Source organism: Nocardiopsis codii, from assembly GCF_036327455.1.
Lineage (GTDB): Bacteria > Actinomycetota > Actinomycetes > Streptosporangiales > Streptosporangiaceae > Nocardiopsis > Nocardiopsis codii.
Genome location: NZ_JAUZMY010000009.1, coordinates 1 through 26,124 on the forward strand (window position 1 = coordinate 1; position 26,124 = coordinate 26,124).

At 71.5% G+C, this 26,124-nt stretch carries 22 protein-coding genes; 1 reads left to right on the forward strand and 21 read right to left on the reverse strand.

What is annotated here, in order from left to right:
* Positions 1-252: 252 nt before the first annotated feature.
* The 18 genes from Q8791_RS10945 to Q8791_RS11030 all read right to left on the reverse strand — a co-directional run bounded on the left by Q8791_RS10945 (position 253) and on the right by Q8791_RS11030 (position 17,835).
* On the reverse strand, positions 253-1,128 hold the full coding sequence (locus Q8791_RS10945; protein WP_330091538.1) for a tyrosine recombinase XerC: 876 nt from the start codon (positions 1,126-1,128) through the stop codon (positions 253-255).
* Positions 1,125-1,478 (reverse strand): RidA family protein, encoded by a 354-nt coding sequence (locus tag Q8791_RS10950; RefSeq protein WP_330091539.1) that lies wholly within the window; start codon positions 1,476-1,478, stop codon positions 1,125-1,127. The genes Q8791_RS10945 and Q8791_RS10950 overlap by 4 nt, the downstream gene beginning before the upstream one ends.
* Before the next feature lie 29 nt (positions 1,479-1,507).
* Positions 1,508-2,719 (reverse strand): DNA-processing protein DprA, encoded by a 1,212-nt coding sequence (locus Q8791_RS10955; RefSeq protein WP_330091540.1) that lies wholly within the window; start codon positions 2,717-2,719, stop codon positions 1,508-1,510.
* 88 nt (positions 2,720-2,807) lie between these two features.
* Positions 2,808-4,331, reverse strand: coding sequence for a YifB family Mg chelatase-like AAA ATPase (locus tag Q8791_RS10960; RefSeq protein ID WP_330091541.1), 1,524 nt, complete (start codon positions 4,329-4,331; stop codon positions 2,808-2,810).
* Positions 4,331-4,696, reverse strand: coding sequence for a YraN family protein (locus Q8791_RS10965; RefSeq protein WP_330091542.1), 366 nt, complete (start codon positions 4,694-4,696; stop codon positions 4,331-4,333). The genes Q8791_RS10960 and Q8791_RS10965 overlap by 1 nt, the downstream gene beginning before the upstream one ends.
* A 173-nt stretch (positions 4,697-4,869) precedes the next feature.
* Positions 4,870-5,214, reverse strand: a complete 345-nt coding sequence (locus Q8791_RS10970) for a DUF2469 domain-containing protein (protein ID WP_330091543.1) — start codon at positions 5,212-5,214, stop codon at positions 4,870-4,872.
* A 252-nt stretch (positions 5,215-5,466) separates the two neighbouring features.
* A complete protein-coding gene (gene lepB, locus Q8791_RS10975; protein WP_330091544.1) occupies positions 5,467-6,342 on the reverse strand; it encodes a signal peptidase I in 876 nt (291 codons plus the stop codon).
* Between the two features lie 67 nt (positions 6,343-6,409).
* Positions 6,410-6,769: a 50S ribosomal protein L19 gene (rplS, locus tag Q8791_RS10980; RefSeq protein ID WP_330091696.1), complete on the reverse strand. Its 360-nt coding sequence runs from the start codon at positions 6,767-6,769 to the stop codon at positions 6,410-6,412.
* A gap of 190 nt (positions 6,770-6,959) precedes the next feature.
* The gene (trmD, locus tag Q8791_RS10985) at positions 6,960-7,724 is read right to left on the reverse strand and encodes a tRNA (guanosine(37)-N1)-methyltransferase TrmD (RefSeq protein WP_330091545.1); all 765 of its coding nucleotides are present in this window, start codon (positions 7,722-7,724) and stop codon (positions 6,960-6,962) included.
* A gap of 10 nt (positions 7,725-7,734) precedes the next feature.
* Positions 7,735-8,247, reverse strand: coding sequence for a ribosome maturation factor RimM (rimM, locus tag Q8791_RS10990; RefSeq protein WP_330091546.1), 513 nt, complete (start codon positions 8,245-8,247; stop codon positions 7,735-7,737).
* Positions 8,248-8,367: 120 nt separating this feature from the next.
* On the reverse strand, positions 8,368-8,610 hold the full coding sequence (locus Q8791_RS10995) for an RNA-binding protein (RefSeq protein WP_330091547.1): 243 nt from the start codon (positions 8,608-8,610) through the stop codon (positions 8,368-8,370).
* A gap of 1 nt (position 8,611) precedes the next feature.
* Positions 8,612-9,070: a 30S ribosomal protein S16 gene (rpsP, locus tag Q8791_RS11000; protein WP_267946448.1), complete on the reverse strand. Its 459-nt coding sequence runs from the start codon at positions 9,068-9,070 to the stop codon at positions 8,612-8,614.
* 244 nt (positions 9,071-9,314) lie between these two features.
* A complete protein-coding gene (ffh, locus tag Q8791_RS11005; RefSeq protein WP_330091548.1) occupies positions 9,315-10,913 on the reverse strand; it encodes a signal recognition particle protein in 1,599 nt (532 codons plus the stop codon).
* A 191-nt stretch (positions 10,914-11,104) separates the two neighbouring features.
* Positions 11,105-12,307 carry a hypothetical protein gene (locus Q8791_RS11010; protein WP_330091549.1) on the reverse strand — a complete coding sequence of 401 codons (1,203 nt, stop codon included), beginning with the start codon at positions 12,305-12,307 and terminating at the stop codon, positions 11,105-11,107.
* A gap of 392 nt (positions 12,308-12,699) precedes the next feature.
* Positions 12,700-14,028 carry an ammonium transporter gene (locus tag Q8791_RS11015; protein WP_330091550.1) on the reverse strand — a complete coding sequence of 443 codons (1,329 nt, stop codon included), beginning with the start codon at positions 14,026-14,028 and terminating at the stop codon, positions 12,700-12,702.
* A 475-nt stretch (positions 14,029-14,503) separates the two neighbouring features.
* Positions 14,504-15,679, reverse strand: coding sequence for a signal recognition particle-docking protein FtsY (gene ftsY, locus Q8791_RS11020; RefSeq protein ID WP_330091551.1), 1,176 nt, complete (start codon positions 15,677-15,679; stop codon positions 14,504-14,506).
* A 118-nt stretch (positions 15,680-15,797) separates the two neighbouring features.
* Complete coding sequence (locus Q8791_RS11025) at positions 15,798-16,832, reverse strand: FecCD family ABC transporter permease (RefSeq protein ID WP_330091552.1); 1,035 nt, start codon at positions 16,830-16,832, stop codon at positions 15,798-15,800.
* A 1-nt stretch (position 16,833) separates the two neighbouring features.
* Positions 16,834-17,835 (reverse strand): ABC transporter substrate-binding protein, encoded by a 1,002-nt coding sequence (locus tag Q8791_RS11030; protein ID WP_330091553.1) that lies wholly within the window; start codon positions 17,833-17,835, stop codon positions 16,834-16,836.
* A 636-nt stretch (positions 17,836-18,471) separates the two neighbouring features.
* On the opposite strand from Q8791_RS11030, the gene Q8791_RS11035 reads away from it, so the two are divergent.
* Positions 18,472-21,120, forward strand: a complete 2,649-nt coding sequence (locus Q8791_RS11035; RefSeq protein ID WP_330091554.1) for a S8 family serine peptidase — start codon at positions 18,472-18,474, stop codon at positions 21,118-21,120.
* Positions 21,121-21,282: 162 nt separating this feature from the next.
* On the opposite strand, the gene smc is transcribed toward Q8791_RS11035, so the two are convergent.
* From smc to Q8791_RS11050, 3 genes are all read right to left on the reverse strand, one after another.
* Positions 21,283-24,828: a chromosome segregation protein SMC gene (smc, locus tag Q8791_RS11040; protein ID WP_330091555.1), complete on the reverse strand. Its 3,546-nt coding sequence runs from the start codon at positions 24,826-24,828 to the stop codon at positions 21,283-21,285.
* Positions 24,829-25,196: 368 nt separating this feature from the next.
* Positions 25,197-25,388 carry a hypothetical protein gene (locus Q8791_RS11045; RefSeq protein ID WP_330091556.1) on the reverse strand — a complete coding sequence of 64 codons (192 nt, stop codon included), beginning with the start codon at positions 25,386-25,388 and terminating at the stop codon, positions 25,197-25,199.
* A gap of 366 nt (positions 25,389-25,754) precedes the next feature.
* The gene (locus tag Q8791_RS11050; protein ID WP_407941986.1) at positions 25,755-26,021 is read right to left on the reverse strand and encodes an acylphosphatase; all 267 of its coding nucleotides are present in this window, start codon (positions 26,019-26,021) and stop codon (positions 25,755-25,757) included.
* Positions 26,022-26,124 lie beyond the last annotated feature (103 nt).

Genomic DNA, 26,124 nt, shown 5'->3' on the forward strand with positions numbered 1-26,124 from the left:
GGGCAGGAACACCGGGACGATCGCACTGTTCCGCCCGCGGGCGGAGCACCAGAACCCCACCCACGCGGTCAACCACCACAGCCCCGGGACACCACCAACACGCAGAGCACCAGCCCCCCACCCACGCAGTCACCCCGCAAGCCCGGGCACCACCAACACGTGGAACAACACACCGCACCCCCACGGTCGACCACCACAACCCGGGACACCACCAACAGGCGGGCATGTGACACGGCGGCGCCGGCGGGGCTCTCAGGCCCGGGGGTAGGCCTGCCGGTAGGTGTCGCGCAGGCGCTCCACAGACACGTGCGTGTAGATCTGCGTGCTGCGCGGGCTCGCGTGGCCCAGGAACTCCTGCACGCTGCGCAGGTCCGCGCCGCCGTTGAGCAGATGCGTGGCGGCGCTGTGCCGCAGCCCGTGCGGGGCGCCGTCCGCACCGGCGGCGCGCAGGTGGACGTGCACGTCCTCGCGTGCCTGGCGCACCCCCAGCCGGCCGCCGCGCGCGCCGAGGAACAGCGCGCTGCCGCTGGCCGGGGTCACCGTCTCCGGACGCCCTCCGGACAGCCAGGCGTCGAGGGCGTCCAGGGCCGGGCCGCCCACGGGGACGGTCCGTTCCTTCGCCCCCTTGCCGAGGACCCGCACGGTGTCGCGTTCGCGGTCCACATCGGCCAGGTCCAGGGCACACAGCTCGGCGACGCGCACGCCGGTGGCGTACAGGACCTCCACCACCGCGCGGCGGCGCAGGTCCGACGGGGAGTCACCGGAGGGCCGGGAGAGCGCCGCGGCGGCCTGTTCCTCGTCCAGCACCGTCGGCAGCGACCGCTGCTGGGAGGGTCCCGACAGGCGGGGGCCGGGGTCGGCGGCCAGCACCCCCTCCCGGTGCAGGAACCGGGTGAGGGCGCGCACGGCAGCCACCCTGCGGGCGACGGTGGCGCGGCCGGCGCCCGCGTCGCGCGCCCGGGACAGCCATCCGCGCACCAGGAGCACGTCCAGGTCCTCGACCCGGTACCCGTTCTCCTCCAGGAAGGCCAGGAGGGAGCGCAGATCGGCGAGGTATCCGCGCACGGTGTGGGGCGAGCGCCCCAGCTCACCGGACAGGTGCGCGGCGAAACGGTCCAGCACGCTCATCCCCGGGGAAGGCACGCGACGCCCTCGATCTCCACGAGGTACCTCGGGTTGACCAGCCCGCTCACCTCGACGAGGGTTCCGGCCGGGCGGTGCTCGCCGGGGAGGCAGTCGACCAGTGCGCTGCGGAACTCGTCCAGGTCGGCGATGTGGCGGAGGAAGTACGTGAGCTTGACGAGGTGGCCCAGGTCCGCCCCGTGCGGGGCCAGGACGCGCTCCATGTTGCGGAAGACCTGCCGGGTTTGTCCCCCGACGTCTCCGACCACGTCCCCGTCGGGGGCCTCGGGGGTCTGCCCGGAGACGAACAGCAGCGGACCGTCCGCGAGCACGACATCACTGTACGGTTTGGCCATGGCGGAACCCTACCCGTCATCCCGGCCCGCTATCCGTGCCCCTCGGTCCACCCGGCCGCGGCCTCCCCCCGTCGCTGCGGCAGCCGCCAGCCGGACCGGCAGCGCTCCACCAGTCCCGCCGCGGCGAGCAGTCCCAGTGCCCGCATCGCCGTGTCCAGGGACGTCCCGCTCTCCACGGCGATCACCGCGGGCCCGGCCCCGGACCGGGGCACCGCGTCGAGCACCCGGGCGCTCTCGGCGTCGAGGTGTGCCGACACCCGCAGCGGCCCGCTCGCCGGAGGAAGCTCCCCCGCCGCCCCGATCTGCGCGACGACGTCGTCAGCGCAGGTGACGCAGCCCGCCTGCCAGTCGCGGAGGAGGACGTGGCACCCCACCGACATCGCGGAGGTGACCGGGCCGGGCACCGCCATGAGCACCCGGTGGAGCTCGACTGCGTGCGAGGCGGTGTTGAGGGCGCCGCTGCGCCTGCCCGCCTCCACGACCACCGTCCCCGGAGTGAGCGCGGCGATCAGCCGGTTGCGGATCAGGAAGTCCTTGGCCCGGGGCGTGGCGCCGACCGGCCGCTCGCTCACCAGGACCCCGGTCCGGGCGATGTCCGCGAACATGCCCGCGTGTCCGCGCGGGTAGTCCACGTCCAGCCCGCAGGCCAGCACCACCACGGTGCTCCCGTTGGCGTGGGCGGCCCGGTGGGCGGCGCCGTCGATCCCGTAGGCTCCCCCGGAGACCACCACCACGGCCTGTTCGGCCAGCTCGTAGGCCATCTCCGCCGCCACGTGCCCGCCGTAGGCGGTGGCCGAGCGCGCGCCCACCACCGCCACCGAGCGCAGGCACAGGTTGCGCAGGTCCCCGCCGCCGCGCACCCACAACCCGTGGGAACGGCGCCCTCCGGGGAGGTCCAGGCCGTCCAGGCGACCGGGCCACTCGGGATCTCCCGGGGCGACGAACCTGATGCCGGCCGCCGCGGACTCGCCCAGGAGCGCGTCGGGGTCGACCCGCGCGGCGGCGGAGCTCCAGCCCTCCCACCGGCGGCGCAGCCGGTCCCACACCTCCGGGGAGGGATCCTCGTCCTCCTCCAGGGGGACGGCCGGCGGAGGCTCCCCCGCGACCAGCCCCGACCACACCCCGGCCGCGCCGTGCTCGGCGAGCATCGCCCCCAGCCACAGGTCCCCCGGCGGTGCGACCGCCGTCAGGCAGGCCCGCGCCCTGGCCTCGGCCTCGTCCTCCCCGTCCCGTACGCTCACCGTGCTCCCCCTCCATCCGCTCCGCTCCGACCTCCGACAACCGCCCGGACCGCCGCCCCGCACCGGGGCAGCCCGCCCCCGGCCGGCCTCACCACGCCCGTCCGGACCACAGCGCGAAGGCGTAGGCGGTCTCCTCCTCCCCCGGCCGGTCCCGCTCGGCGAGGTCGGCCAGCGTCCACGCGACCCTCAGCGCCCGGTCGACACCGCGGGCGCTGATCTGCCCGGCGTCCATCGCCCTCCCGAGCACACGCAGCGCGGCGGGTTCCACGGGGAACTCCCGGCGCAGACGCGCCCCGGGGACCGCCGCGTTGGTGGTCCAGGGGGTGTGGGCGAGCCGCCCCAGAGCGCGGGCCCGCGCCTTCTCCACCCGGGCCGCCACCACGGCCGAAGACTCCGCGAACGCGCGGTCGGCGAGCAGTTCGGCCCGTGTCACCGGTTGCAGCTCGACCTTGAGGTCGATCCGGTCCAGCAGCGGGCCCGACAGCCGTGAGAGGTACCGGCGCCGCTCGCCCGGCGGGCAGGTGCACATGCTGCCCGGCCTGGCGCAGGGGCAGGGGTTGGCGGCCATCACCAGTTGGAACCGGGCGGGGAAGGTCACCGTGCAGGAGGCGCGGGCCAGCACCACCTCGCCCCGTTCCAGAGGCTCGCGCAGGGAGTCCAGCACCCCCCTGCCGAACTGCGGGGCCTCGTCGACGAACAGCACCCCCCGGTGGGCCTTGGACACCCACCCCGGCCTGGGGGACCCGCTGCCTCCGCCGATGATCGACGCCCGGGAGGACGTGTGGTGCGGGGCGGCGAACGGAGGCCGGGTGACCAGGGGCGCACCCCGGGGCAGCATCCCCGCGACCGAGTGGATGGCGGTCGCCTCCAACGCCTCGGAGGGACTCAGAACGGGCAGCACGGTGGGCAGGCGCTCGGCGAGCAGGCTCTTGCCCGTGCCCGGGGAGCCCAGCATCATGAGGTTGTGCCCTCCCGCCGCGGCGACCTCCACCGCCCGGCGGGCCACCGGCTGGCCCAGCACGTCGGCCAGGTCCGGCCCGGGGTCGCCCTCTCGGCGGGGACGGGGAGCCTCCGGCTCGACGGCCTCCTCCAGGAAGAACTCGCCGCGCAGCCACTGGCACAGGTCCATCAGGCTGCTCACCGCCGTGACCTCGACGTCGGGCACCAGCCCGGCCTCGGCCGCGTTGCCCCGCGCCACGACGAACCGGCGGTACCCCTGCCCGGTGGCCGACACCATCGCCGGAAGCACGCCGAGCACCGGGCGGGCCCGCCCGTCCAGTCCGAGTTCACCGATGAGGACGGTGCCCGCCAGGCGGTCCTGGGGCACCACGCCCGTGGCGCACAGCAGGGCCGCGGCGATGGCGAGGTCGAAGAGGCTGCCCGCCTTGGGGAGGCTGGCCGGGGACAGGCTGATGGTGATCTGGCCGCTGGGCCACTCCTCGCCGCTGTTGGCCACGGCCGCCCGGATGCGGTCCCGGGCCTCGCGCAGGGCGGCGTCGGGAAGCCCCACCAGGGTCACCCCGGGATCACCGCCGCCCAGGTGCACCTCCACCTCGACGATGTGTCCCTGGACCCCCAGGAGGGTGATGCAGTGGGTGCGGGCGAGCGTCATCACGTCATCCCCCGCTCGTGGGAGACGAACACGCGCCCACCGGTCACGAGGACGCAGACGCCGTCGACGCGCAGGGGCCCGGCCGGGACCCGGTGCCCGGCCGCCCAGGCCCGCCCCAGCCGGCGCAGGCGGCGCCGCTTGTCGGGGGTGATGGCGTCCACGGGGTGCCCGTACCGCACGGAGGTCCGCGTCTTGACCTCGGCGACGACCAGGATCGTGCCGTCACGGGCCACGATGTCGATCTCGCCCGCGGGCGACCGCCAGTTGCGGGCCAGGACCCGCATGCCCGCCCGCCGCAGGAAGACCACGGCGAGGTCCTCGCCCCGGCCGCCCAGGGTCCTGCGGTACTCGGCCCACCTGTCCACGTCGACCACCTCCCGTTACCACGGTGGGTGATCGCCGCCCGGCGCACCAGGGGGAGTTCGTTCCTGTGGACAACGCGGCCACGGCACGCGGGGCGCGTCCCCCGGCACGGCGGAACGGCTGCGGGACGGTCGGCCCCCCGGGGGCGGGGCCGCCGGGGGACGGCGGGGCCGGGTCAGGGAAGCTCGGGACCGCCGCGGGCTCCGCCGTCCGCGGGAGGCATCTCCAGATCGGACTTCTGGATCTCCTCGACGTTGACGTCCTTGAACGTCACCACGCGCACGTTGCGCACGAACCGGGCCGGACGGTACATGTCCCAGACCCAGGCGTCCTCCATCACGACCTCGAAGTACATCTCCCCGTTCTCGGTCGAACGCGGCTGGAGGTCGACGTTGTTGGTCAGGTAGAACCTGCGCTCGGTCTCCACGACGTAGCTGAACAGCCCGACGACGTCCCGGTACTCGCGATAGAGCTGGAGCTCCATCTCGGCCTCGTACTTCTCCAGGTCCTCAGAACTCATCCACGCGCTCGCTTTCGTCGCACTCTCCGGTCGTGGTGTGCCGGTCTCCTCATCACGTGTACACCGCCACCGCCCCGGTTGTTCCCTCCGTGGGGCGGCCCACGCATGAGGGGGACATCAGGACGATCCGAGATCCATCATGCGTCACGGAACGGACTTCTGGGCCCCGTAGAGCAGATTTCCTTCGACGGATCGGTCACCGGAACACTCCGGAGGTCCCGGTCCGTCTCCGGACCGGGAGCCGTCACGGCGTCACTGGTCCGCGTCGTTGAGGGCGTCGAAGCTCTCGGGGACGCCCAGACCGCCGGCCTGGTTGAACGGCCAGATGATGACGAACGCCCGGCCGACCACGTGGTCGATCGGGACGGCGCCGCCACCGGGGTTGTTCTGGTTGAGGCGGGAGTCGTAGGAGATCGCCCGGTGGTCCCCCATCAGCCACAGGTGCCCCTCGGGCACCTCGATCGGGCCGAACTCGGTGTGACTGGCCACGCTGCCCGGGTACAGGTAGGCGTCCTCTTCCAGGGGGACGCCGTTGACCAGGATGCGGTTCTGCTCGTCGCAGCACTCCACGGTGTCGCCGGGAAGCCCGATGACCCGCTTGATGTACTCCTTGCCCGAGGGGGCCGCGCCCAACTGCTGCTGCACCCAGGTGAAGGCGCCCGCGACGGGGTTGGTCGGCTCGGGAACGGTCACGGTGTTCGGATCGTCCCACGACCCGTTGCCGTTGAAGACGACCACCTCGCCGCGCTCGATGTCGCGGATCTGGTAGACGACCTTGTTGACGAGCACCCGGTCGCCGACGAGCAGCGTGTTCTCCATCGACGTGGAGGGGATGTAGAACGCCTGCATCACCCAGGTCCTGATCACGAACGCCAACACCACGGCGATCACGATCAGGATGGGGAGTTCCTTCCAGAACGACCCCTTCTTCTCAGCGCTCTGGGACTTGCTCATCTCGGCGTCCGCCTTCTCCTCCGGCTCCTGGCCAACGGCTTCGGAGACACCACTGGCTCCCGAGTCCTCAGGGACTCGGGAGCCAGTGGCGGAGCTTCGCTCCTCCGGGCCGGGCCGGGCGGAATCCTCGTCCTGGACCCCGTCCGCGCCGGGGTCCCTCTCGTCTTTGTTCATCGAGCCGAAGCCTATCCTGCCTCCCCCTCGGGAGGAGGTCGGTTCGGCCCCGAAAAAGAGCGGAAGACTACTTGGAGACGGGCTCGCGGCGCTCGCGGATGCGGGCGGCCTTCCCGCGCAGGTCGCGCAGGTAGTACAGCTTGGCGCGACGCACGCGGCCGCGGGCGGCGACCTCGTACTTCTCGACGGCCGGGGTGTGGATCGGGAACGTACGCTCCACGCCCACGCCGTAGCTCACCTTGCGGATGGTGAAGGTCTCGCGGTTGCCCGAGCCCTGACGACGGATGACGACGCCCTTGAAGACCTGGACACGGGTGCGGGTGCCCTCCGTCACGCGAACGTGGACGTTGAGCGTGTCGCCCGGACGGAACTCGGGGACGTCGGTGCGGAGCTGAGCCTTCTCGAGCTCCTGGATGGCGGTGTGCATCTCGCGATTCCTCATCGATAGCGCTCCGCGCCCAGTCCCCGGCGTGGTGCGGGAAGGGGTGCGCGGGCGAGGGCCCGTTAAGGGTCTGGACATTCGAACCACCCGGTGACCGTCACAGAGGCCGACGTCGTACCGCCGGCATGCGGATGCCAAGGGTCACCCAGGGGGAACCCACCCAGTTTGCCACATGTCAGGTGGCTTCCCGAACCGCCTCCTCGGCGAGGACCTCCCGGTCACGCCGGTCGAGGGCCCGCTCCGGCATGGCGCCGACGAGGTCGGGCCGGTTGCGGGCGGTCTTGCGGAGCGCCTGGTCGCGGCGCCAGCGGTCCACGGCCCCGTGGTTGCCGGACAGCAGCACGGGCGGCACCTCCTGGTCCCGCCACGTGACGGGCTTGGTGTACACCGACCCCTCGACCAGGTTCTCCATGCCGCCGGAGGCGAAGGAGTCCTGGACGGCCGACTCGGTGTTGCCGAGCACACCCGGCAGCAGCCGCGTGATCGCCTCGACCATCACCAGCGTCGCGGACTCGCCCCCGTTGAGGACGTAGTCGCCGATGCTGATCTCCTCGACCGGCATCCGCAGGGCGGCGTCGGCGGCCACCCGGGAGTCGATGCCCTCGTACCGGCCGCACCCGAAGACCAGCCGCTCCTCGCCGGCCAGGCGTTCGGCGTCGGCCTGCCGGAAGGGACGGCCGCTGGGGGTGGGCAGGATCAGCCGAGCCGGAGCGCCGTCCACGACCTCGTCGAGCGCCTCCCCCCAGGGTTCGGGCTTCATGACCATGCCCGGGCCTCCCCCGTAGGGGGTGTCGTCCACGGTGTTGTGCCGGTCGTGGGTCCAGGACCGCAGGTCGTGGACCCGCACGTCGAGCAGCCCCGAGGTGCGCGCCCTGCCGATCAGGGACAGGTCCAGGGGGGCGAAGTAGTCGGGGAAGATGCTGATGATGTCGATGCGCACGGCGCGCCCTTCAGTCGGCTAGGTCGAGCAGGCCGGGCGGGGGGTCGAGGACGATCCGGCCCCCGGCCACGTCGACCTCGGGGACCAGGGCGGCGACGAAGGGCACCAGCACCTCGCCCCCCTCGGGCGTGGCCACGACCAGGACGTCCTGGGCGTGGTGGAGCACGTCGTCGACCGTGCCGACGGCCTCGCCCCCGGTGGTGACAGCGGCCAGGCCGATGAGTTCGTGGTCGTGGAACTCGTCCGGGTCGTCCAGAGGGGCGATGTCCTGGGAGTCCACGAACAGGAGGGTGCCGCGCAGCGCCTCGGCGGCGTCGCGGTCGGCGATCCCCCGGAAGCGCACCAGCAGCCGGTCACTGTGGCGGCGGCTGGACGCGACGGTGAGCGGCCCGGCTCCCGCCGGGTCGGTGGCCATCAGGGTGCCGTCGGCGAAACGGGCCGCCGGGTCGTCCGTCCGCACGTCGACGGCGACATCGCCCCGGATACCGTGCGCGCGGCCGATCCGGCCCACAACGAGTCGCATGGGAGGTTCCGTCCTTCCGCCCGTCCCACCGTGGAGACGGGAAAACTGTGCCCGGGGCACGTTGCCCCGGGCACAACTACGGGGCGCCGACCGTTCGTGGTCGGCGCCCCAAGAGGCGCGTCAGCGCACTTCGTGCAGGTCCAGCAGGTCCACGCGGACGTACCGGCCCCCGGCGAGGGAGCCGATGACGGTCCGCAGGGCCTTGGCGGTGCGGCCGTTGCGGCCGATCACCTTGCCGAGGTCGTCGGGATGGACCCGGACCTCCAGGACCTTGCCCTTGCGGAGCCGCTTGGCTCTCACCTGGACTTCCTCGGAGTTCGCAACGATCCCCTTCACGAGGTGCTCAAGCGCCTCTTCCAGCACGTCAGGCCTCGCCCTCGGACTTCTCGGCCTCGGCGGTCTCGGCGGGCTTGTCGGCCGCCTTCTCCGCCTTCTTCTCGGTCTTCTTGGCCTTGGTCTTGCCCTCGCCGCCGGGGAGCACGAGCTCCTTCAGAGCGGCCTGGAAGGCGGCTTCCTTGGCCTCGGGGTCCTTGGCCTCGGCGACCTGGAGCGGAGCCGGGGCGGGCAGGCCCTTGAACTTCTGCCAGTCGCCGGTCTTGCGCAGGAGGACCTTGACCGCGTCGGAGGGCTGGGCGCCCACGGACAGCCAGTACTGCGCCCGCTCGGAGTCGACCTCGATGAGGCTCGGGTGCTCCTTGGGGTGGTACTTGCCGATCTCCTCGATCGCCTTGCCGTCACGCTTGGTGCGGGCGTCGGCGACGATGATGCGGTACTGGGGCGTACGGATCTTGCCCATACGCTTGAGCTTCAGTTTGACAGCCACTGGAGTGGTCTTCTCCCGATGAACGGTGTTCGGCGCCCGGCAGGGAAACCACGTGGGGTTGCAGCACCCGCCCAGGCAAGACGTGGGTGGCGGGTTAGTTAGAGGGCTGACCCGTCCACCGTTAGTCGACTACTCATTGTGCCAGACGCGAGCGCGTTCCTCGGACAGGACACCGGCGCCCGCGTGGTGGCGACGCGACGAACGGCCCGCCCCCGCTCCGGGGACGGGCCGCGTGTGGCCTTCGCTACTCCTTGGGCAGCTTGAAGTTCGACAGGTCCGGCATGTTGGGTCCGCCGAAACCGGGCGGGAGCGTGGGCTGCCCGCCGCCTCCTCCGCCGAGGCCCGGGGGCAGCTGCGGCATCTGCTGGCCGCCCTCCTCCTGGCGCTTCTGGCGTTCGGCCGCGCGGTCGGCCTCCTGTTGGCGGGCCTTCATCGGGTTGCCGCTGCGCTGCTTGCCCTTCTTCGCCTTCTTGGCCTGGGCCTTGGCCTTCTTGCGGTTGCCGCCGACCGCGCCGGGCATCCCGGGCATGCCGGGCATCCCGCCGTTCTTCATCTTGCGCATCATCTTCTGCGCCTCGAAGAAGCGGGTGACCAGGCCGTTGACGTCGCTGACCTGCGTACCCGAGCCGTTGGCGATGCGCAGCCGGCGCGAGCCGTTGATCGTCTTGGGGTGGGCGCGCTCCCCGGGGGTCATCGACTGGATGATCGCCTGGATACGGTCCAGGTCCTTGTCGTCGATGTTGTCGATCTGGTCCCGCATCTGCCCCATGCCGGGCATCATGCCGAGCAGGTTCCCGATCGGGCCGAGCTTGCGGACCATCGACATCTGCTGGAGGAAGTCGTCCAGCGTGAAGTCGTCGTCCGAGGCCATGGTCGAGGCCATCTTCTCGACCTCGGCCTCGTCGAACGTGCGCTGCGCCTGTTCGATGAGCGTGAGGACGTCACCCATGTCCAGGATGCGCGACGCCATCCGGTCCGGGTGGAAGAGGTCGAAGTCCTCCAGCTTCTCGCCGGTGGACGCGAACATGATCGGACGGCCCGTGATGTGCCGGATGGACAGGGCCGCACCACCGCGGGCGTCACCGTCGAGCTTGGTGAGCGCGACCGCGTCGTAGCCGACGCCGTCGAGGAAGGCCTGGGCGGTGTTGACCGCGTCCTGGCCGATCATCGCGTCGACGACGAAGAGGATCTCGTCGGGGCTGACGGCGTCGCGGATGTCGGCGGCCTGCCGCATCATCTCGGTGTCCACGCCGAGGCGGCCCGCGGTGTCGATGATGACGACGTTGTGGTTGTTGCGGCGCGCGTGCTCGACGGACGCCCGCGCGACCTCGACCGGGTCGCCCACGCCGTTGCCGGGCTCGGGAGCGAACACCGGGGTGCCGGCGCGCTCACCGACCACCTGGAGCTGGGTGACGGCGTTGGGGCGCTGGAGGTCGGCGGCGACCAGCAGCGGCGTGTTGCGGTCGGCCGCCAGCCACTTGGCGAGCTTGCCCGCCAGGGTGGTCTTACCCGCACCCTGGAGGCCGGCGAGCATGATCACGGTGGGCGGGTTCTTGGCGAACCGCACCTGCCGGGTCTCGCCGCCGAGGATCTCGACCAGTTCCTCGTTGACGATCCTGATGACCTGCTGCGCCGGGTTGAGGGCCTTGGAGACCTCCTCACCGCGGGCGCGCTCCTTGATCCGCGCGATGAACTCGCGGACCACCGGCAGCGCGACGTCCGCCTCCAGCAGCGCGAGACGGATCTCGCGCGCGGTCGCGTTGATGTCCTCCTCGGACAGCCGCCCCTTGCCGCGCAGCGAGGAGAAGACCGATGTCAGCCGGTCGGAAAGCGTCTCGAACACGAGTTTGGCCAGTCCTTCGTCTCGTAAGTGGTTTCCCAGCCTACCCGCCCACCGCCGCCGGACAGTAGCCCGAGGCTGCGGGGGTCGGAAACGGGGAGAGGGCGGAGCCTGTGCGCCCCGCCCTCCGTGATGTCGGTGACCGCGGCCACCGCCCGCCGTCCCGGCCCGCGGCCCGCGGAGTTCCGGGGGCGCTAGTTGCCCTCGTCCTCCTCGGACTCCTCCTCGGCGGGGGCGCCGCCGGCCAGGGTGGCCTCGCGCTGCTCGGCGAGGGCCGCCAGCATGTCCTCCTGCTGGCCGCCGGTCAGGCCGCGGGTGGAGAGCTGGGCCTCACCGTCGATGGTGTAGGTCTGCTGGGTGGAGCTGACGATGTTGTAGTCGGCGCTGCACGAGAGGTCCAGGGTCGAACCCGCCTCCAGGGTGCCGCCGTCGTCACACGTCTGCTCGCCGATGTCGGCGTTGGTGAAGGTCACGTCCATGCGGACGGTCACCTCTCCGCTGCCGTCGCCGCCCGCGTCCCGCACGGTACCCGACCAGGTGCAGTTGGGGCCGTCCTCGCAGTTCATCGCGGGGTTGCCGTCCCATCCCACCTCGATCCTGGCGTCCCTGGAGCCGGTCAGGTCCTCTTCCGCGGTGGCGATGACGCCGTCGTAGAGCTCCTCGACGGCGGCGGTGTCGGCCTCGGCCAGGTCCAGCCGGACCTGCGGCCCGGTCTCCGCCCCCTCGGGGACGAGCTCCTCGATGGCGATGCGCTGGATCTGCTCGGTCTCGGCGTTGATCCAGATCTGGTTGCGCTCGCCGGCGAGGTCGACCCGGTGGGTGAGGGTGCCGTCCAGGTTCTCCTCGACGGCCTCCTCGGAGTCCAGCTCGATCGCGGAGAGGATCGCGGAGAGCTCCGGCGGGGCGAGGGTGGAGCTGGGGTTGAGCCCTGCCTGGGCCGCGGAGGAGCGCACCCAGTTCTCGTTGAAGTCGTCGAAGTCCGGGCCGAAGACGCCCTGGTCGAGCCAGAAGTCCTCGATCGCGCGGATGAAGAGCTTGCCGTCGGCGGCGAGCACGTCGGCCTCGACGCTGTTGGCGCGGATGGTCCCGCTGGTCGCGCCCGTGTCGGCGACGGTGAGCGAGGCGTCCCGGACCTCGGAGGAACCGACGGTCTCGGCGATCTGCCCGGTGGCGGTGAGCGCCGGGTAGGCGGCGAGGTCGGCCAGGGCGTTCTCCAGCAGCGGCGCCGCGGCCACCGGCTCGGCGGGCTCGGGGCTGGGCTCCTCCTCGCCCCCTCCGGGGCGGAGGTTGCTCAGGTCGATGGAGCACGCGGTCAACCCGAGCACGGCGACCGCGCTCGTCGCGGCGAGCGCGGCACGCCCGCCCCTGCGACCCCTGAAGTGACTAACCGGCGCCATCTTGCCTCCTGACCCCGACCTGTGGGGCACTGTACGAATCAGCGTGAGTTTCCGGGTGGGCGGCGGGATGAGCGGCCCGGGACCCGTTCCTGGCATGAGACGCGGATGCGCGGCCCCTGGTTTTACCTCGGGACCTCCGAAAGGCGCCGATGCGCATCTGTGATTCGGCCGACGTCCCCGGCCGAGCGCATCCGTCCTGCGGCTGCTCCGCCGCGCCGCTCAGAAAGGGTACCGAACCCACACGCAGGCCACGGCCACTACCGGGCCTCGAATGCCCATATATGCCACGAAGCACTCTAAGGCACAGAACGGGGCCGACGGGGAGATCCCCGTCGGCCCCTGGCCACCTCACCGCGTCAACGGCGCAGGGCCGATGACCTCAACGCTGAGGCCTAGGCCTTGACCTGCGGTGAGGCCGTCTCCCCGCCCGGAGGCGTCGGCGAGGAGACCGCTTCTGCCTCGATCTCGTCGAGCTCCTCGAAGGCGTAGGCCGACTCGGCGTGCAGCTCGTGGTCCAGGCCGTTGGTCTCGACCTCCTCGGTGATGCGGAACCCGACGATGAGGTCGATGATCTTGGCGATGACCCAGGTGACGGCGAAGGAGTAGAGCATGACTCCGACGACCGCGACGACCTGGACGGCCAGGAGGCCGATGCCGCCGCCGTAGAGGAGGCCGTCCGCGCCACCGGTCACACCCGCGGCCAGGAAGCCGAGGACCAGCGAGCCGATGATGCCGCCGACCATGTGGATGCCCACGACGTCGAGCGCGTCGTCGTACTTGAACTTGAACTTCCAGCTGATGGCGTAGGCGCAGACGGCGCCGGACAGGGCGCCGACGGCGATCGCGCCGAGCGGGGTGACGTTCGCGGCGGCCGGCGTGATGGCCACGAGGCCGGCGATGGCGCCGGAGGCGAAGCCGAGCGCGCTGACCTTGCCGTAGCGCAGGCGCTCGACGAGCATCCAGGCGCCGGTGGCGGCTGCGGTGGCGACCTGGGTGTTGACCAGTGCCAGGGCGGCGGTGCCGTCGGCGGCGTAGGCGGAACCGGCGTTGAAACCGAACCAGCCGAACCACAGGAGCGCGGCGCCCAGCAGGACGAACGGAAGGTTGTGGGGACGCATCGACTCGGAGCCGAAGCCCTTGCGGCGCCCGAGGACGAAGGTCAGCGCGAGCGCTGCCGCGCCGGCGTTGATGTGGACCGCGGTACCGCCGGCGAAGTCGATGACCTCGTAGCCGCCGATCGTGAGGCTGCCGATCCAGCCGTCGCCCCAGACCCAGTGGGCGACGGGGAAGTAGACGAGCAGGGCCCAGACCGGAGCGAAGAGCATCCAGGCGCCGAACTTGGCGCGGTCCGCGATCGCGCCGCTGATGAGGGCCACGGTGATGACCGCGAACATCATCTGGAAGCCGGCGTCGACGAGCAGCGGGTAGCCGCCCGCCCCGTCGGCCGCGGGCTCGATCTCGCCGATCAGGCCGCTGAGCCCGACGTAGTCGAAGCCACCGATGAACGCGTTGAGCGGGCCCCCGTCGGAGTAGGTGAGCGAGTGGCCCACCACGACCCAGAGAACACTCACGATCGCGATGCTCGCGAAGCTCATCAGCATCATGTTCAGGACGCTCTTGGCCCGGGACATGCCTCCGTAGAAGAAGGCCAGGCCCGGGGTCATGAGCATCACGAGCGCTGCGCTGATGAGCAGCCACGCCGTGTTGCCGGTGTCAATCATTGCGTCGCCTCCATAGGACGGACGGGGGATTGTGTCTGTGAGGGCGGCAGTCAGCGAGCGCATCATCGGGCCCGATGCAGATCACCACGCAGGCAACCTTCCGACCGGGGTGTTTCTCCCCGGGGCCCGATGTGTTGCGCAGGGGTAAAAGGACAGCCAGAAGTGTTAACGCACCATGAACCGAACCCCCAGCACGCCCGAACGCACGTGCACCGGAACAGAGCGACCCCCACCACATGAACCAGGAGTGACGATTGCGGCACTCTCAGTCAGATCTCACGTCCATAACGACAGCATCGTCAAGTAGGCGCCGTTCCGTGTTTCACCGGCATGTCGATCGTATGAAGTGGATCACACCAGTGGCGATGTCGGGAAACACCCGTATTCGTACCGTGTGAACACGGCAGTGGCCGGGCACCCGATCGGGTGCCCGGCCACGTTCTCCGTCCCCCGCCCCGCGGGCGGGCGGTCCGCCTCAGCCCAGGATGGCGTCCACGAAGACCTCGGGATCGAAGGGCGCCAGGTCGTCCGGGCCCTCACCGAGCCCCACCAGCTTGACCGGCACGCCCAGCTCGCGCTGGACCTGCACGATGATGCCGCCCTTGGCGGTGCCGTCCAGCTTCGTCAGCGCGATGCCGGTGACGTTCACGACCTCGCCGAACACGCGGGCCTGGCGCAGGCCGTTCTGCCCCGTCGTCGCGTCCAGGACCAGGAGCACCTCGTCGACCTGCGACTTCTTCTCCACGACGCGCTTGACCTTGCCCAGTTCGTCCATCAGGCCGGTCTTGGTGTGCAGGCGCCCCGCGGTGTCGATGATGACGGTGTCCGCGCCCTCGTCGATGCCGCGGGAGACCGCGTCGAAGGCCACGCTCGCCGGGTCGGCGCCCTCCTCCTTGCGCACGACCGGGGCCCCCACGCGGCTGCCCCAGGTCTGGAGCTGCTCGGTCGCGGCGGCACGGAAGGTGTCCGCGGCACCGAGCACGACGCTGCGCCCGTCGCCGACCAGCACGCGGGCCAGCTTGCCGGTGGTGGTGGTCTTGCCCGTGCCGTTGACACCGACCACCATGATCACGGCGGGCCGGCCGCCGTGGGGCTCGGTGCGCACGGTGCGGTCGGCGTCGGTACGGATCTGCGCCAGGAGCTCCTCGCGCAGCAGCGCCCGCACCTCGTCGGGGCCGCGGGTGCCGAGCACCTTGACGCGGGTGCGCAGGTTCTCCACGATCTGGGAGGCGGACGTCACGCCGATGTCGGCGGTGATGAGGGTGTCCTCGATCTCCTCCCACGCGTCGTCGTCCAGGGTCTCGGAGGAGAGCAGGTTGAGCAGCCCCTGCCCGAAGGAGCTCTGCGACCGGGCCAGCCGGGCCCGCAGACGCACCATGCGCCCCGCGGAGGGGGGCGGGGTCTCCAGCTCCGGCTCGGCGGGCGGAGCGGCCGGGGTCTCCGGCGGAGCGTGCGCCGGAGGCGTGCGGACGGTCCCGGAGTCCCTGTCCCGGTCCTCCTCGACGGCGGTCGCACCGGCGGCCCCCGTGGTCTCGGCTCCGGGTTCCTCCTTGCCCGGTTTGACCCGGCGTTGGGTCCTGACCAGGAAGAACCCGCCGACGGCCAGGAGCGCGACGGCGATGACGATGGCAGCGATCAAGGTGATGTCCATAGCGTTCACCAGTCTCCCAGAGTGTGCGACGCGTTCGCGTCACGACCGTGTGGCATGCCGGGCACGAACGGCCCGGAAGCTCCGGCGCAGTCGGCGGGGGTGTCCGTCCCATCGGTTCTCAGGTGCTGCGGTGGCGTGTGGTGCGCAGGATGAGGACGAAGAAGGGGGCGCCGAGGAAGGCGGTCACCACGCCGATGGGCAGCTCGGCCGGGGACACCAGCGTCCGGGCCACGATGTCCACCACGACCAGGAACGCCCCGCCGAACAGCACGGTCACCGGCAGGATCGCACGGTAGTTGGAGCCCACCAGCCGGCGCACGACGTGCGGGACGACGATCCCCACGAAGCCGATCAGACCGCTCACCGACACGGCGGCGGCCGTGGCCAGCGACGCCGCGCTGATCACCACGATGCGCACCGCGGCCGGGTTCAACCCCAGGCTGACGGCCTTGTCGTCGCCGAGAGCGAGCATGTCCAGCAGGTAGCCGCACAGCAGGAGGACGACCAGGCCGACCACGGCGTAGGGGGCGATCAGCCGCACGTCGTTCCACCCGTCCCGGCCCAGGCCGCCGAGCAGCCAGGCGTAGATGCGCTGGAGCTGGTCGATCCCCAGCTGCTGGACGAGCGTCTGGGCCGCGGAGAGGAAGGAGGACACGGCGACTCCGGCGAGGACGAGGGAGGCCGTGCCCCCTCCGCCCGCCGTGGAGCCGAGGAGGTAGGCGGCGGCCACTCCGAGGAGCGCGCCGAAGAAGGCGGCGACGGGGACCAGGGCGCGCGGGGAGTCGGTGAACTCCTGCCCGAAGACCATGATCAGGGTCGCGCCGAGCCCGGCCCCGGCCGCCGCCCCGAGGAGGAAGGGGTCGGCGAGCGGGTTGCGGAACACGCCCTGGTAGGCGCCGCCCGCGGTGGCCAGGAGGGCGCCGACGATCGCGCCCATCACCACGCGGGGCAGCCGCAGCTCCACGAGCAGGGCCGCCTGCCGCTCGGTCAGCGGGGACTCCACGCCGAGCGGCAGAAGGCTGAGGAGGTGGCGGACGATGTCGGCTGCCGACAGGGAGGCCGCGCCGGCGGAGATGCCGAAGAGGCCCGCCGCGACCAGCGCGGCGAGCCCGACGGCGGCCCATCCGACGGGGAGGCCGACACCGCCCTTCACGCTAGCTGCCCGCGTTCTCGGTGACGGCCTCGCCGACCAGTTCGGCGAACTCGACGACGCGCGGTCCCCAGCGGGAGGCGATGTCGGCGTCGAGCAGGTAGACGGCGTCGTTCTGGACGGCGGTGACGGTGTCGAAAGCAGGGCGCGCCGCGACGTCGTCGACCGTGGACTCGTCGCCGTAGGACAGGAAGACCAGGTCGGGGTTCTCCTCGACGATGTACTCCTGGGACAGCTGCGGGTAGCCGCCCGCGGAGCCGTCGTCGGCCGCGTCGGCGATGTTGACCAGCCCGAAGGACTGGTAGATCTGACCGGCGAAGGTCTCGGAGGTGGCGGAGAACGAGGTCTCGTCGAGCTCCTGGTAGAAGGTCAGCCCGGCTCCGTCGGCCGTGTCGCACACGCCGTCGACGACCGCGTTGAACTCGGTCTCGACCCGGTCCGCCTCGGCGTCGGCCTCTGCGGTCCGGCCGGTGACGTCTCCGAGCAGGCGGATCTGCGCGTAGGTGTCCTCCAGGCCCGCGGCGGCGTCGATGACGAGGGTGGGGATGCCCACGGTCTCCAGCTGGGAGGCGGTGTCCTCCGCGCTGCGGGCGAGGACGACCAGGTCGGGGTCGTACTCGGAGATGGCCTCGACACTGGGCTCGAAGCCGCTCAGCGCCGTGGTGGGGGCGTCCTCCGGGTAGTTGGAGTACTCGTCGGCGGCCTCCACCTGGTCACCGGCGCCGATGGCGAAGAGCATCTCGGTGTGGCTCGGCGACAGGGAGACGATCCGCTCGGGCTCCTCCTCGACGGTGACGTCGCCTGCGGCCCCCGCGACCGTGACGGGGAAGGTGCCGTCGCCCACCGAGGGGCGGTCGGGGTCGGCCCCGGGGGCCCCGCAGGCGGCGGGTGCGGCGTCGGTCGTCGGTTCGGTCTCGGGCTCACCGTCGTCCGCCCCGCCGCCGCAGGCGGTCAGGGCGAGGGTGGCTCCGAGGAGGACGACGGGAAGTTGGCGTGCGATCCGCACGGTGCTCCTTGTGGGGTGGGGGAAGGAGCACGGTCCTGGCGGAGACTGCCTGTCCTTCCCACGAGGACGGGTACGTCGATGCCGTGAGGCGACCTGGCTCGTCCCCGTCGGGCGGGGCTTCACAGTTGCGGGACAGCGCCGGATTGGGCGGCCTGAGGTGGCCGCGGTACCGGACTTCGCTCCTTCGACACCGGACGGGCCGCCCGGAGGCGGCCCGCCACTCCCAGCGTACTCGGCTCCGCCCTGGCCCTCGCTGGTGGCCCTGTGACCGCTCCGGCCTGCGCCTTCTCCGGTTTCGGGCCGTCCCTCCGCGGATCGGCGAAGAGAAAAGGAACTCGGTACCACAGTGCCTTTTGTTCCCGTGAAATGCAAAAGGCAATGTATGTCCGTTTATGAACCTCACGCGAAACATCAACCACAAGTGCCACTTGGATACACCATGTGGCCATATTGAGTCTTCGCGAACATTGACACTTTCATGGCACACGGCAATGATCTCGTTGCTATGCGCGCCGATCAAACGAGTACGGACATGAAGCGGCGTATCCCCCTGAGCACCACTTTCGTCCCCAGTGGGGTACTGCTCCGCTCCCCCGGTGTCCAGCGGCGTGCACCGAGAAGGGAAGTGTTGACAAGGTGGTACCCCACCGATCACGCCTGGCAGCGCTCGCCGGGTTGACACTCGTGGCGGGCCTCGCCGCCTCCACACCGGCGAACGCCGACGAGGTGTCCGAGCTGGCCCCCCTCCACCCCGCCCCCTCCTCCGAGAACGGTGAACTGACCCACCAGGCCAACGGCCTGTGGTTCATCGAGCTCGAGAGCCCGCCCACCACACAGGGGACCTCCTCCGCGCGGGTGGACGGCGAGCACGAGGACTTCCGGGCCGAGGCCGAGGAGCACGGCCTGGAGTACACCGAACGGCACTCGTTCAGCGAGCTGTGGAACGGTTTCTCCGTCGAGATGGACGACGCCCAGGTCGGCACCGCGCGGGAGATCCCCGGCGTGAGCGCCATCCACCCCGTCGTCACGTACCGGATCCCCGACACGGACGAGAGCTCCCCGGACCTGGCCACCGCCCTCCCCATGACCGGATCCGACATCGCCCAGAACGAACTCGGACTGACCGGCGAGGGACTCCGGGTGGCCATCATGGACACCGGTGTCGACTACACCCACCCCGACCTCGGCGGTGACGGATTCCCCAACGACCGCGTGGTCGTCGGCCACGACTTCGTGGGCGACGCCTTCAACGCCGGCGACCCCGCCTCCGTGCCCGTCCCGGACGAGGACCCCCAGGACTGCAACGGGCACGGCACGCATGTCGCCGGGATCGTCGGGGCCGAGGGCGAGGTCACCGGGGTGGCGCCCTCCGTCGAGTTCGGGGCCTACAAGGTGTTCGGCTGCACCGGTTCCACCACCTCCGACATCATGGTCGCCGCCATGGAGCAGGCCCTCGTCGACGACATGGACGTGCTCAACATGAGCATCGGCTCGTCGCACTCCTGGCCCCAGTACCCGACCGCCGTCGCCGCCGACAACCTGGTCGACGAGGGCATGGTCGTCGTCGCCTCCATCGGCAACGAGGGAGCCAGCGGCCTCTACTCGGCGGGCGCCCCCGGCCTCGGCGAGAACGTGATCGGCGTCGCCTCCTTCGACAACACGCACATCCAGGCCGCGTCCGTCACCGCCAACCCCAGCGGGGAGGCCCTCGCCTACATGGAGATGGGCGCGGCGGAGCCGCCGCCCACCTCCGGTGAGACCGACGAGCTCGTCCACGTCGGCCGGGGCTGCACCTCCCTGGGCGACGAGGTCGCGGACCTGGAGGCCAGGACGGCCCTGATGGTGCGCGGCGAGTGCACCTTCGCCGAGAAGTACGACGCGGCCCTCGCCGCGGGCGCCACCGGCGTCGTCATGTACAACAACGTGGCCGGCATGTTCGCCGGCGGCGGCATCGTCGACCAGGGCGCGTTCTCCGTCGGCGTCTCCGACGAGGCCGGCGCCCACCTGCTGGAGCTCCTGGAGGGCGACGAGCCCGTCACCCTCACCTGGACAGGCGAGGACATCACCATCCCCAACCCGACCGGCGGGCTGATCAGCTCCTTCAGCTCCTTCGGTCTGGCCGCCGACCTGTCCCTCAAGCCGGACATCGGCGCACCCGGCGGGCTGATCAACTCGACCTATCCGATGAACAAGGGCGCCTACGCCACCATCAGCGGCACCTCCATGTCCTCACCGCACGTGGCGGGCGGCGTCGCGCTGCTGCTGCAGGCGCGGCCCGACCTGGACTCGCACGAGGTGCGCACCATCCTCCAGAACAGCGCCGACCCGAAGAACTGGTGGGGCAACCCCGGCCTGGGCCTCTCCGACAACGTGCACCGCCAGGGCGCGGGCATGCTGGACGTCCCCGGCTCCGTGCTCGCCACCACCACCGTGACCCCCGGCAAGCTGTCCCTCGGCGCCACCGAGGAGGCCGCGACCGAAACGGTCACCATCACCAACGACGGCGACGAGGAGGCCACGTACGAGCTGGCCCACGAGGCCGCCCTGGGCACCCACGGCGACACGTTCGCGCCGGGCTACAACGACGGCTTCGCCGAGGTGTCCTTCGACAGCGACTCGGTGACCGTCGCCGCCGGAGCGTCCGCCGAGGTCCGGGTGACCGTCACACCGCCCGCCCAGGACTTCGAACAGATGATCTACGGCGGGTACGTCGCCGTGACCGAGACCGGCGGGGAGACCTACCGGGTGCCGTACGCCGCCTACAACGGCGACTACCAGCAGATCGAGGCGATGACCCCGATCACCGACGGGTCCGGCGTGGTCGCCGACCTGCCGTGGCTGACCAGGATCACGGACTGCGGGGCCTTCTCCGGCCTGGACTGCGCGAGCGCCAACGGCGGCACGTTCGAGAACCAGCCCGACGGCGCCACCTACACGATGGAGTGGCAGGACGGCCTTCCCGACGTGCCGTACGTGATCGCGCACTTCGACCACCACGTCACCAGGCTCGACATGGTCGTCATCGACGAGCGCACCGGCCGCCCCGTCCACCCCGACCGCAACGTGGGGGTGTCGGTGGACTACGTGCACCGCAGCGCGACGAGGACGTCCTTCTTCAGCTACCCGTGGGACGGCACGGTCGTGGACCGACACGGCCGGATCACCGACGTCAGGGACGGTTCCTACCGTCTGGAGGCCCGCGCGCTCAAGGCGCTCGGCGACCCGGACAACCCCGACCACTGGGAGACCTGGACCTCCCCGGTCATCACCATCGACCGCGGGTAGACCCGCACGCGACACGGGGCCGCTCTCCCACCCGGGAGGGCGGCCTCCGCCGTGCCCGCCGCCCCCACCGCCAGGACCCGGAGACCGCCGTCCGTACGTCCACTCCCCCCAGGGCCGAGGGGATGCCGCTGGAACGAGGAGACAGCGTGGCCGGAACCGGCCTCAGGCCGGGCGCACGAGCTTCTGGCTGATGACCTGCGAGATGCCGTCGCCCTGCATCGTGACGCCGTACAGCGCGTCGGCGGCCTCCATCGTGCGCTTCTGGTGGGTGATGACGATCAGCTGCGACGAGGCCCGCAGCTCCTCGAAGATCACCAGCAGCCGCTGGAGGTTGGTGTCGTCCAGCGCAGCCTCGACCTCGTCCATCACGTAGAACGGCGACGGCCGGGCCTTGAAGATCGCCGCGAGGAACGCCACTGCGGTCAGCGACCGCTCCCCGCCGGACAGCAGGGACAGGCGCTTGACCTTCTTGCCTGGCGGCCGGGCCTCCACCTCGATGCCGGTGGTCAGCATGTCCTCGGGCGACGTGAGCAGCAGCCGCCCCTCGCCCCCCGGGAACAGGCGCCCGAAGATCGCCGCGAACTCCCGCTCCACGTCCAGGTAGGCGGACGCGAACACCTCCTGCACGCGGGCGTCGACCTCCTGGACGATGTCCATCAGGTCGCGACGGGTCTTCTTGAGGTCCTCCAGCTGCGCGTTGAGGAACGCGTGCCGCTCCTCCAGGGCAGCGAACTCCTCCAACGCGAGCGGGTTGATCTTGCCCAGCTGGTTGAGCTGGCGTTCGGCGGCCTTGGCCCGTTTGGCCTGGACCTCGCGCACGTACGGCAGCGGCACGGCCTCCTCGCCCGCGTCGGCGGGCGGCGGGACGGGCACGCGCGGCCCGTACTCGGCGACGAGGGTGGGCACGTCGACGCCCATCTCCTCCATCGCCTTGGTCTCCAGCTGCTCCAGGCGCAGACGGCGCTCGGCGCGGGCGACCTCGCCGCTGTGCGCGGAGCTGGTCAGTTTCTCCAGGTCGACGGAGAGCTCGCGGACGCGGGCCCGCACGGTCCTCAGCTCGCCGTCGCGGGCCTCCTTCTCGGCCTCGGCGACGGCCCGTTCGTTCTCCGCGTCCGCCAGGGAGACGGCGATCCGTCCCAGGGCGAGCCGGGCGCTCTCGGCGACAGCCTCGGCGATGGTGGCCTGCGCGACGCGGGTCCTGCGGCGCTCGACGGCGCGCTCCACGGCGCGGCGCTCCTCGAAGGCCTGGGCGCGCAGCTGCTCGGCGCGCCCGGCGATCGACCGGGCGCGCTCCTCTGCGGTGCGCACCGCCAGGCGGCGCTCCATCTCGGTGGCTCGGGAGCGCGAGGCCTGGGCCGCGAGCCCGTCGCGGGTCTCGGCGTCGGGGGCGTCCTCCTCGATGGAGGCGGCCACCTCCTCGGCCTCGGCCAGCTCCTCCTCCAGCCGCGCCAGTTTCTCGGCGTCCTCACCGTGCGCGACGGAGGACTTGGCGGCGGCGGCCGCGTACCGCTCGGACTCCGCCTCCGCCGACCGCGCCTGGCCGCCGAGTTTGCCCAGCCTCTGGGCCGACTCGTTGCGTTTGCGGTCGCTCTGGCGACGGCGGGCGGAGAGTTCGTCGGCCCGGGCCGCGAGGTCGGCCCGTCCGCGCTTCTGGGCCTCCAGGTCGGCGGCGATCCGCTTGGCGTTCTCGGTGGCCGCCTCCAGCCTCTCCCCCGCCTCGTCGACGGCGGCCTGGATCTCCAGGAGGCTGGGCGCACCGGCGGAGCCGCCCTGCACCAGACCGGCGGTGAACAGGTCGCCCTCGGGGGTGACGGCGCGGACCCCGGCCAGGGCGGTCACGAGTTCGCGGGCCGCGCGGACGTCGGCGGCCAGGGCGGTCCGGTCGAGGAGCGCGGTGACGGCCCCCCGCAGGTGGTCCGGGGCCACGACGGCGTCGACCGCGTAGCGGACGCCCGCGGGCAGGGCGGGCCAGGACTCGCGGGGGACGGAGGACACGGCGTCGGCCACGACGATGCCGGCGCGGCCCGCCTCACGTGCCCGGAGGAGTTCGAGGGCGGCGACGGCCGTGTCGGGGGACTCCACGGCGACGGCTCCGGCCGCAGCGCCGAAGGCCGCGGCGACGGCGGTCTCGTGACCGGGGTCGACCTGGACGAGGGCGGCGAACCCGCCCAGTATGCCGGGCAGGCCGGAGTCCAGGAGCGCGCCCGCGCCGTCCTTGTGCGCCAGGCCCAGTTCGAGGGCCTCCTTGCGCGCGAAGAGGGCGGAGCGCTCGCCCTCGGCGGTGCGCTCGGCGTCGCGGAGCCGGTTGAGCTCGGTGTCGGCGGCGGACAGCTGCCGGGCGGCCAGTTCCTGCGCGGAGTCGAGTTCGGCGTCTCCCTCGTCCAGCCCGGCGGACTCCTCGGCAGCCATCTCGTACTCGGCCTGCGCCTGTTCGGCGCGTTCGGCGGCCTGCCGGGCGGACTCCTCCAACCGGGTGGTCTCGGCCTCGTTGGAGGACAGCCGGCCGCGCAGTCCCTCGACCCGGGCGGACATGCGGACGAGGCCCTCGCGGCGTTCGGCGGTGGCGCGGGCGGCTGCCTCCAGCCGCTTCTCCTCGCGGTGCAGCGCGTCCTCGGCGGCGGACCGCTCGGCGACGGTGGCCTCCAGGACCTCGCGGGCCTCCTCCAAACGGGTGAGGAGCTCCTCCTCCTGGGCGGCGGCCTCCTCGGCCTCCATCTCCAGTTCGTCGGGGTCGCGGCGGTGGACGGGCTCGTCGGAGACGGCGGCCAGGTTGCGGTGGCGCTCGTCGGCGAGCCCGCGCACGGCGTCGAGCCGTTCGGTGAGGCGGGACAGCGCGTGGTAGGTCTCGGAGGCCCCGGCCAGGGCGGGGGCGGCGGCGGTGGCCTGCGCCTCCAACACGGTCTCGCGCTCCTGGGCCTGGGTGAGCGCGGTCTCGGCCGCCCGGCGGCGGGTGAGGACCTCCTTCTCGTCCGCCTCCTCCTTGGCGAGCTGCTCGGTGAGGGTGACGATGTCGTCGGCCAGCAGCCGCAGGCGCGCGTCGCGCAGGTCGGCCTGGATGACGGCCGCCCTGCGGGCGAGCTCGGCCTGACGGCCGAGCGGCTTGAGCTGGCGGCGCAGTTCGGCGGTGAGGTCGGTGACGCGGTCCAGGTTGCCCTGCATCGCGTTGAGCTTGCGGATCGCCTTCTCTTTGCGCTTGCGGTGCTTGAGGATGCCGGCGGCCTCCTCGATGAGGGCGCGGCGCTCCTCGGGGCCGGCGTGCAGGACGGTGTCCAGCTGGCCCTGGCCCACGATGACGTGCATCTCACGGCCGATGCCGGAGTCGCTGAGCAGGTCCTGGATGTCGAGGAGGCGACAGGTGTCGCCGTTGATGGCGTACTCGGAGCCCCCGTTGCGGAACATGGTCCGCTTGATGGTGACCTCGGAGTAGTCGATCGGGAGGGCGCCGTCGGCGTTGTCGATGGTCAGGCTGACCTCGGCGCGGCCCAGCGCCTGGCGGGTGGAGGTGCCCGCGAAGATCACGTCCTCCATCTTGCCGCCGCGCAGGGACTTGGCCCCCTGCTCCCCCATCACCCAGGAGAGGGCGTCCACGACGTTGGACTTGCCCGAGCCGTTGGGACCGACCACACAGGTGATCCCGGGCTCGAAACGCAGGGTGGTGGCCGACGCGAACGACTTGAAGCCGCGCAACGTCAGATTCTTCAGGTACACCCACACCTCCCACGGCGCTCACCGGACGTTCACGGCACGACAATCCAAGGGTGCCACGAAGCGGTGGCCGCGGGGGGTGGTTCGAGCAGACGCCCCGCCATGAAACAGGCCACTGACCAGGGCCAGAGCCGGAGCGGGGGAAGGGGGGATGTCCGGCGGACACGGAGGGTTGTGACAGGGTCCGCCGGGTACAACGGTAAAGGAAGCCGCAAAGGAAAGGAAAATCTGCGGCAGGTGGGCTGTCGTCGACACCGTGGCCGCGACGGGCTCCTCAGGGACGCCTGGGTTACGCGTTGGGCGTCCCCACCGGTGAACGGAACACCTCAGATACCGGTTCGGACTGCTGTCCGGTACGTGAGCGGTGCGGGTCAGGCGAGCGCGGGCTCGCGGTCGGTCGCGCTGGTGGCGACGTCGGTGACGGCCATGTTGAGCTGGTCGTTCTGTGACTGAAGACGACTGATCTCGTCCTCGAGGTCGCGTACCCGCTTCTGCAGCCGCCGCATCTCCGAAACCATCCGAGGGTCAGAGCCGCCGACGTGGCCAAACAGAGCCTTCGCCATGATGTGGGTCCTCCACACTGAGTGACCAGTGGATTTTGCGCACGCGATGTCCCGCGGGATTCTCAACTGACATTGTCTTCTACGCGGGTGGAAGGTTGCGCGGTGTGCCTTCCAGAGTCTCACTCTGCGCGCCGCTGGTCAAGATTGGATTACGACAGTACGTAACGACCACAACCCGGTCAGAGACGATCCGGGCACGTGGTAGCGCACGATTCGAACGTGACGACCCCGGCTCCGCCGAGGCGCGCGGACCGCCTCACGGCTCCGCACGATGATCGCCCCACACCCCCCGAAACCCTTGCCACGAGCCCTCTGGGCCGCTGCGGTCTCACGGTGTGCTCGAATCGCGTTACGCCTCCAGCATACTCACCGCTCGACGAAACCGGTGAACCTACCCCCAGCCGGGGCCCAACGTTCGACCACGGAGTCCACACGGCCGGGTGTACCGCCGCCCCGGAGATGGTCAAGAAGGCGCCGACAGGCAACCTCGGGCCCCTCGGCGACCACCTCCACACGGCCGTCGTCGAGGTTCGTGGCAGCCCCGGAGAGCCCGAGTTCGAGCGCACGAGACCGCGTCCACCAGCGAAAACCCACTCCCTGGACGCGTCCCCGCACCCAGGCGGTCATCCGCACGGATGCGGTCTCGTTCTCCACGGTCCGACCTACTTCCTTACCCGAAAGACAGAGTTTCCTCACCGGCGCGCCCAATTTCCGACCCCATGGAGCCCAGGAGTCC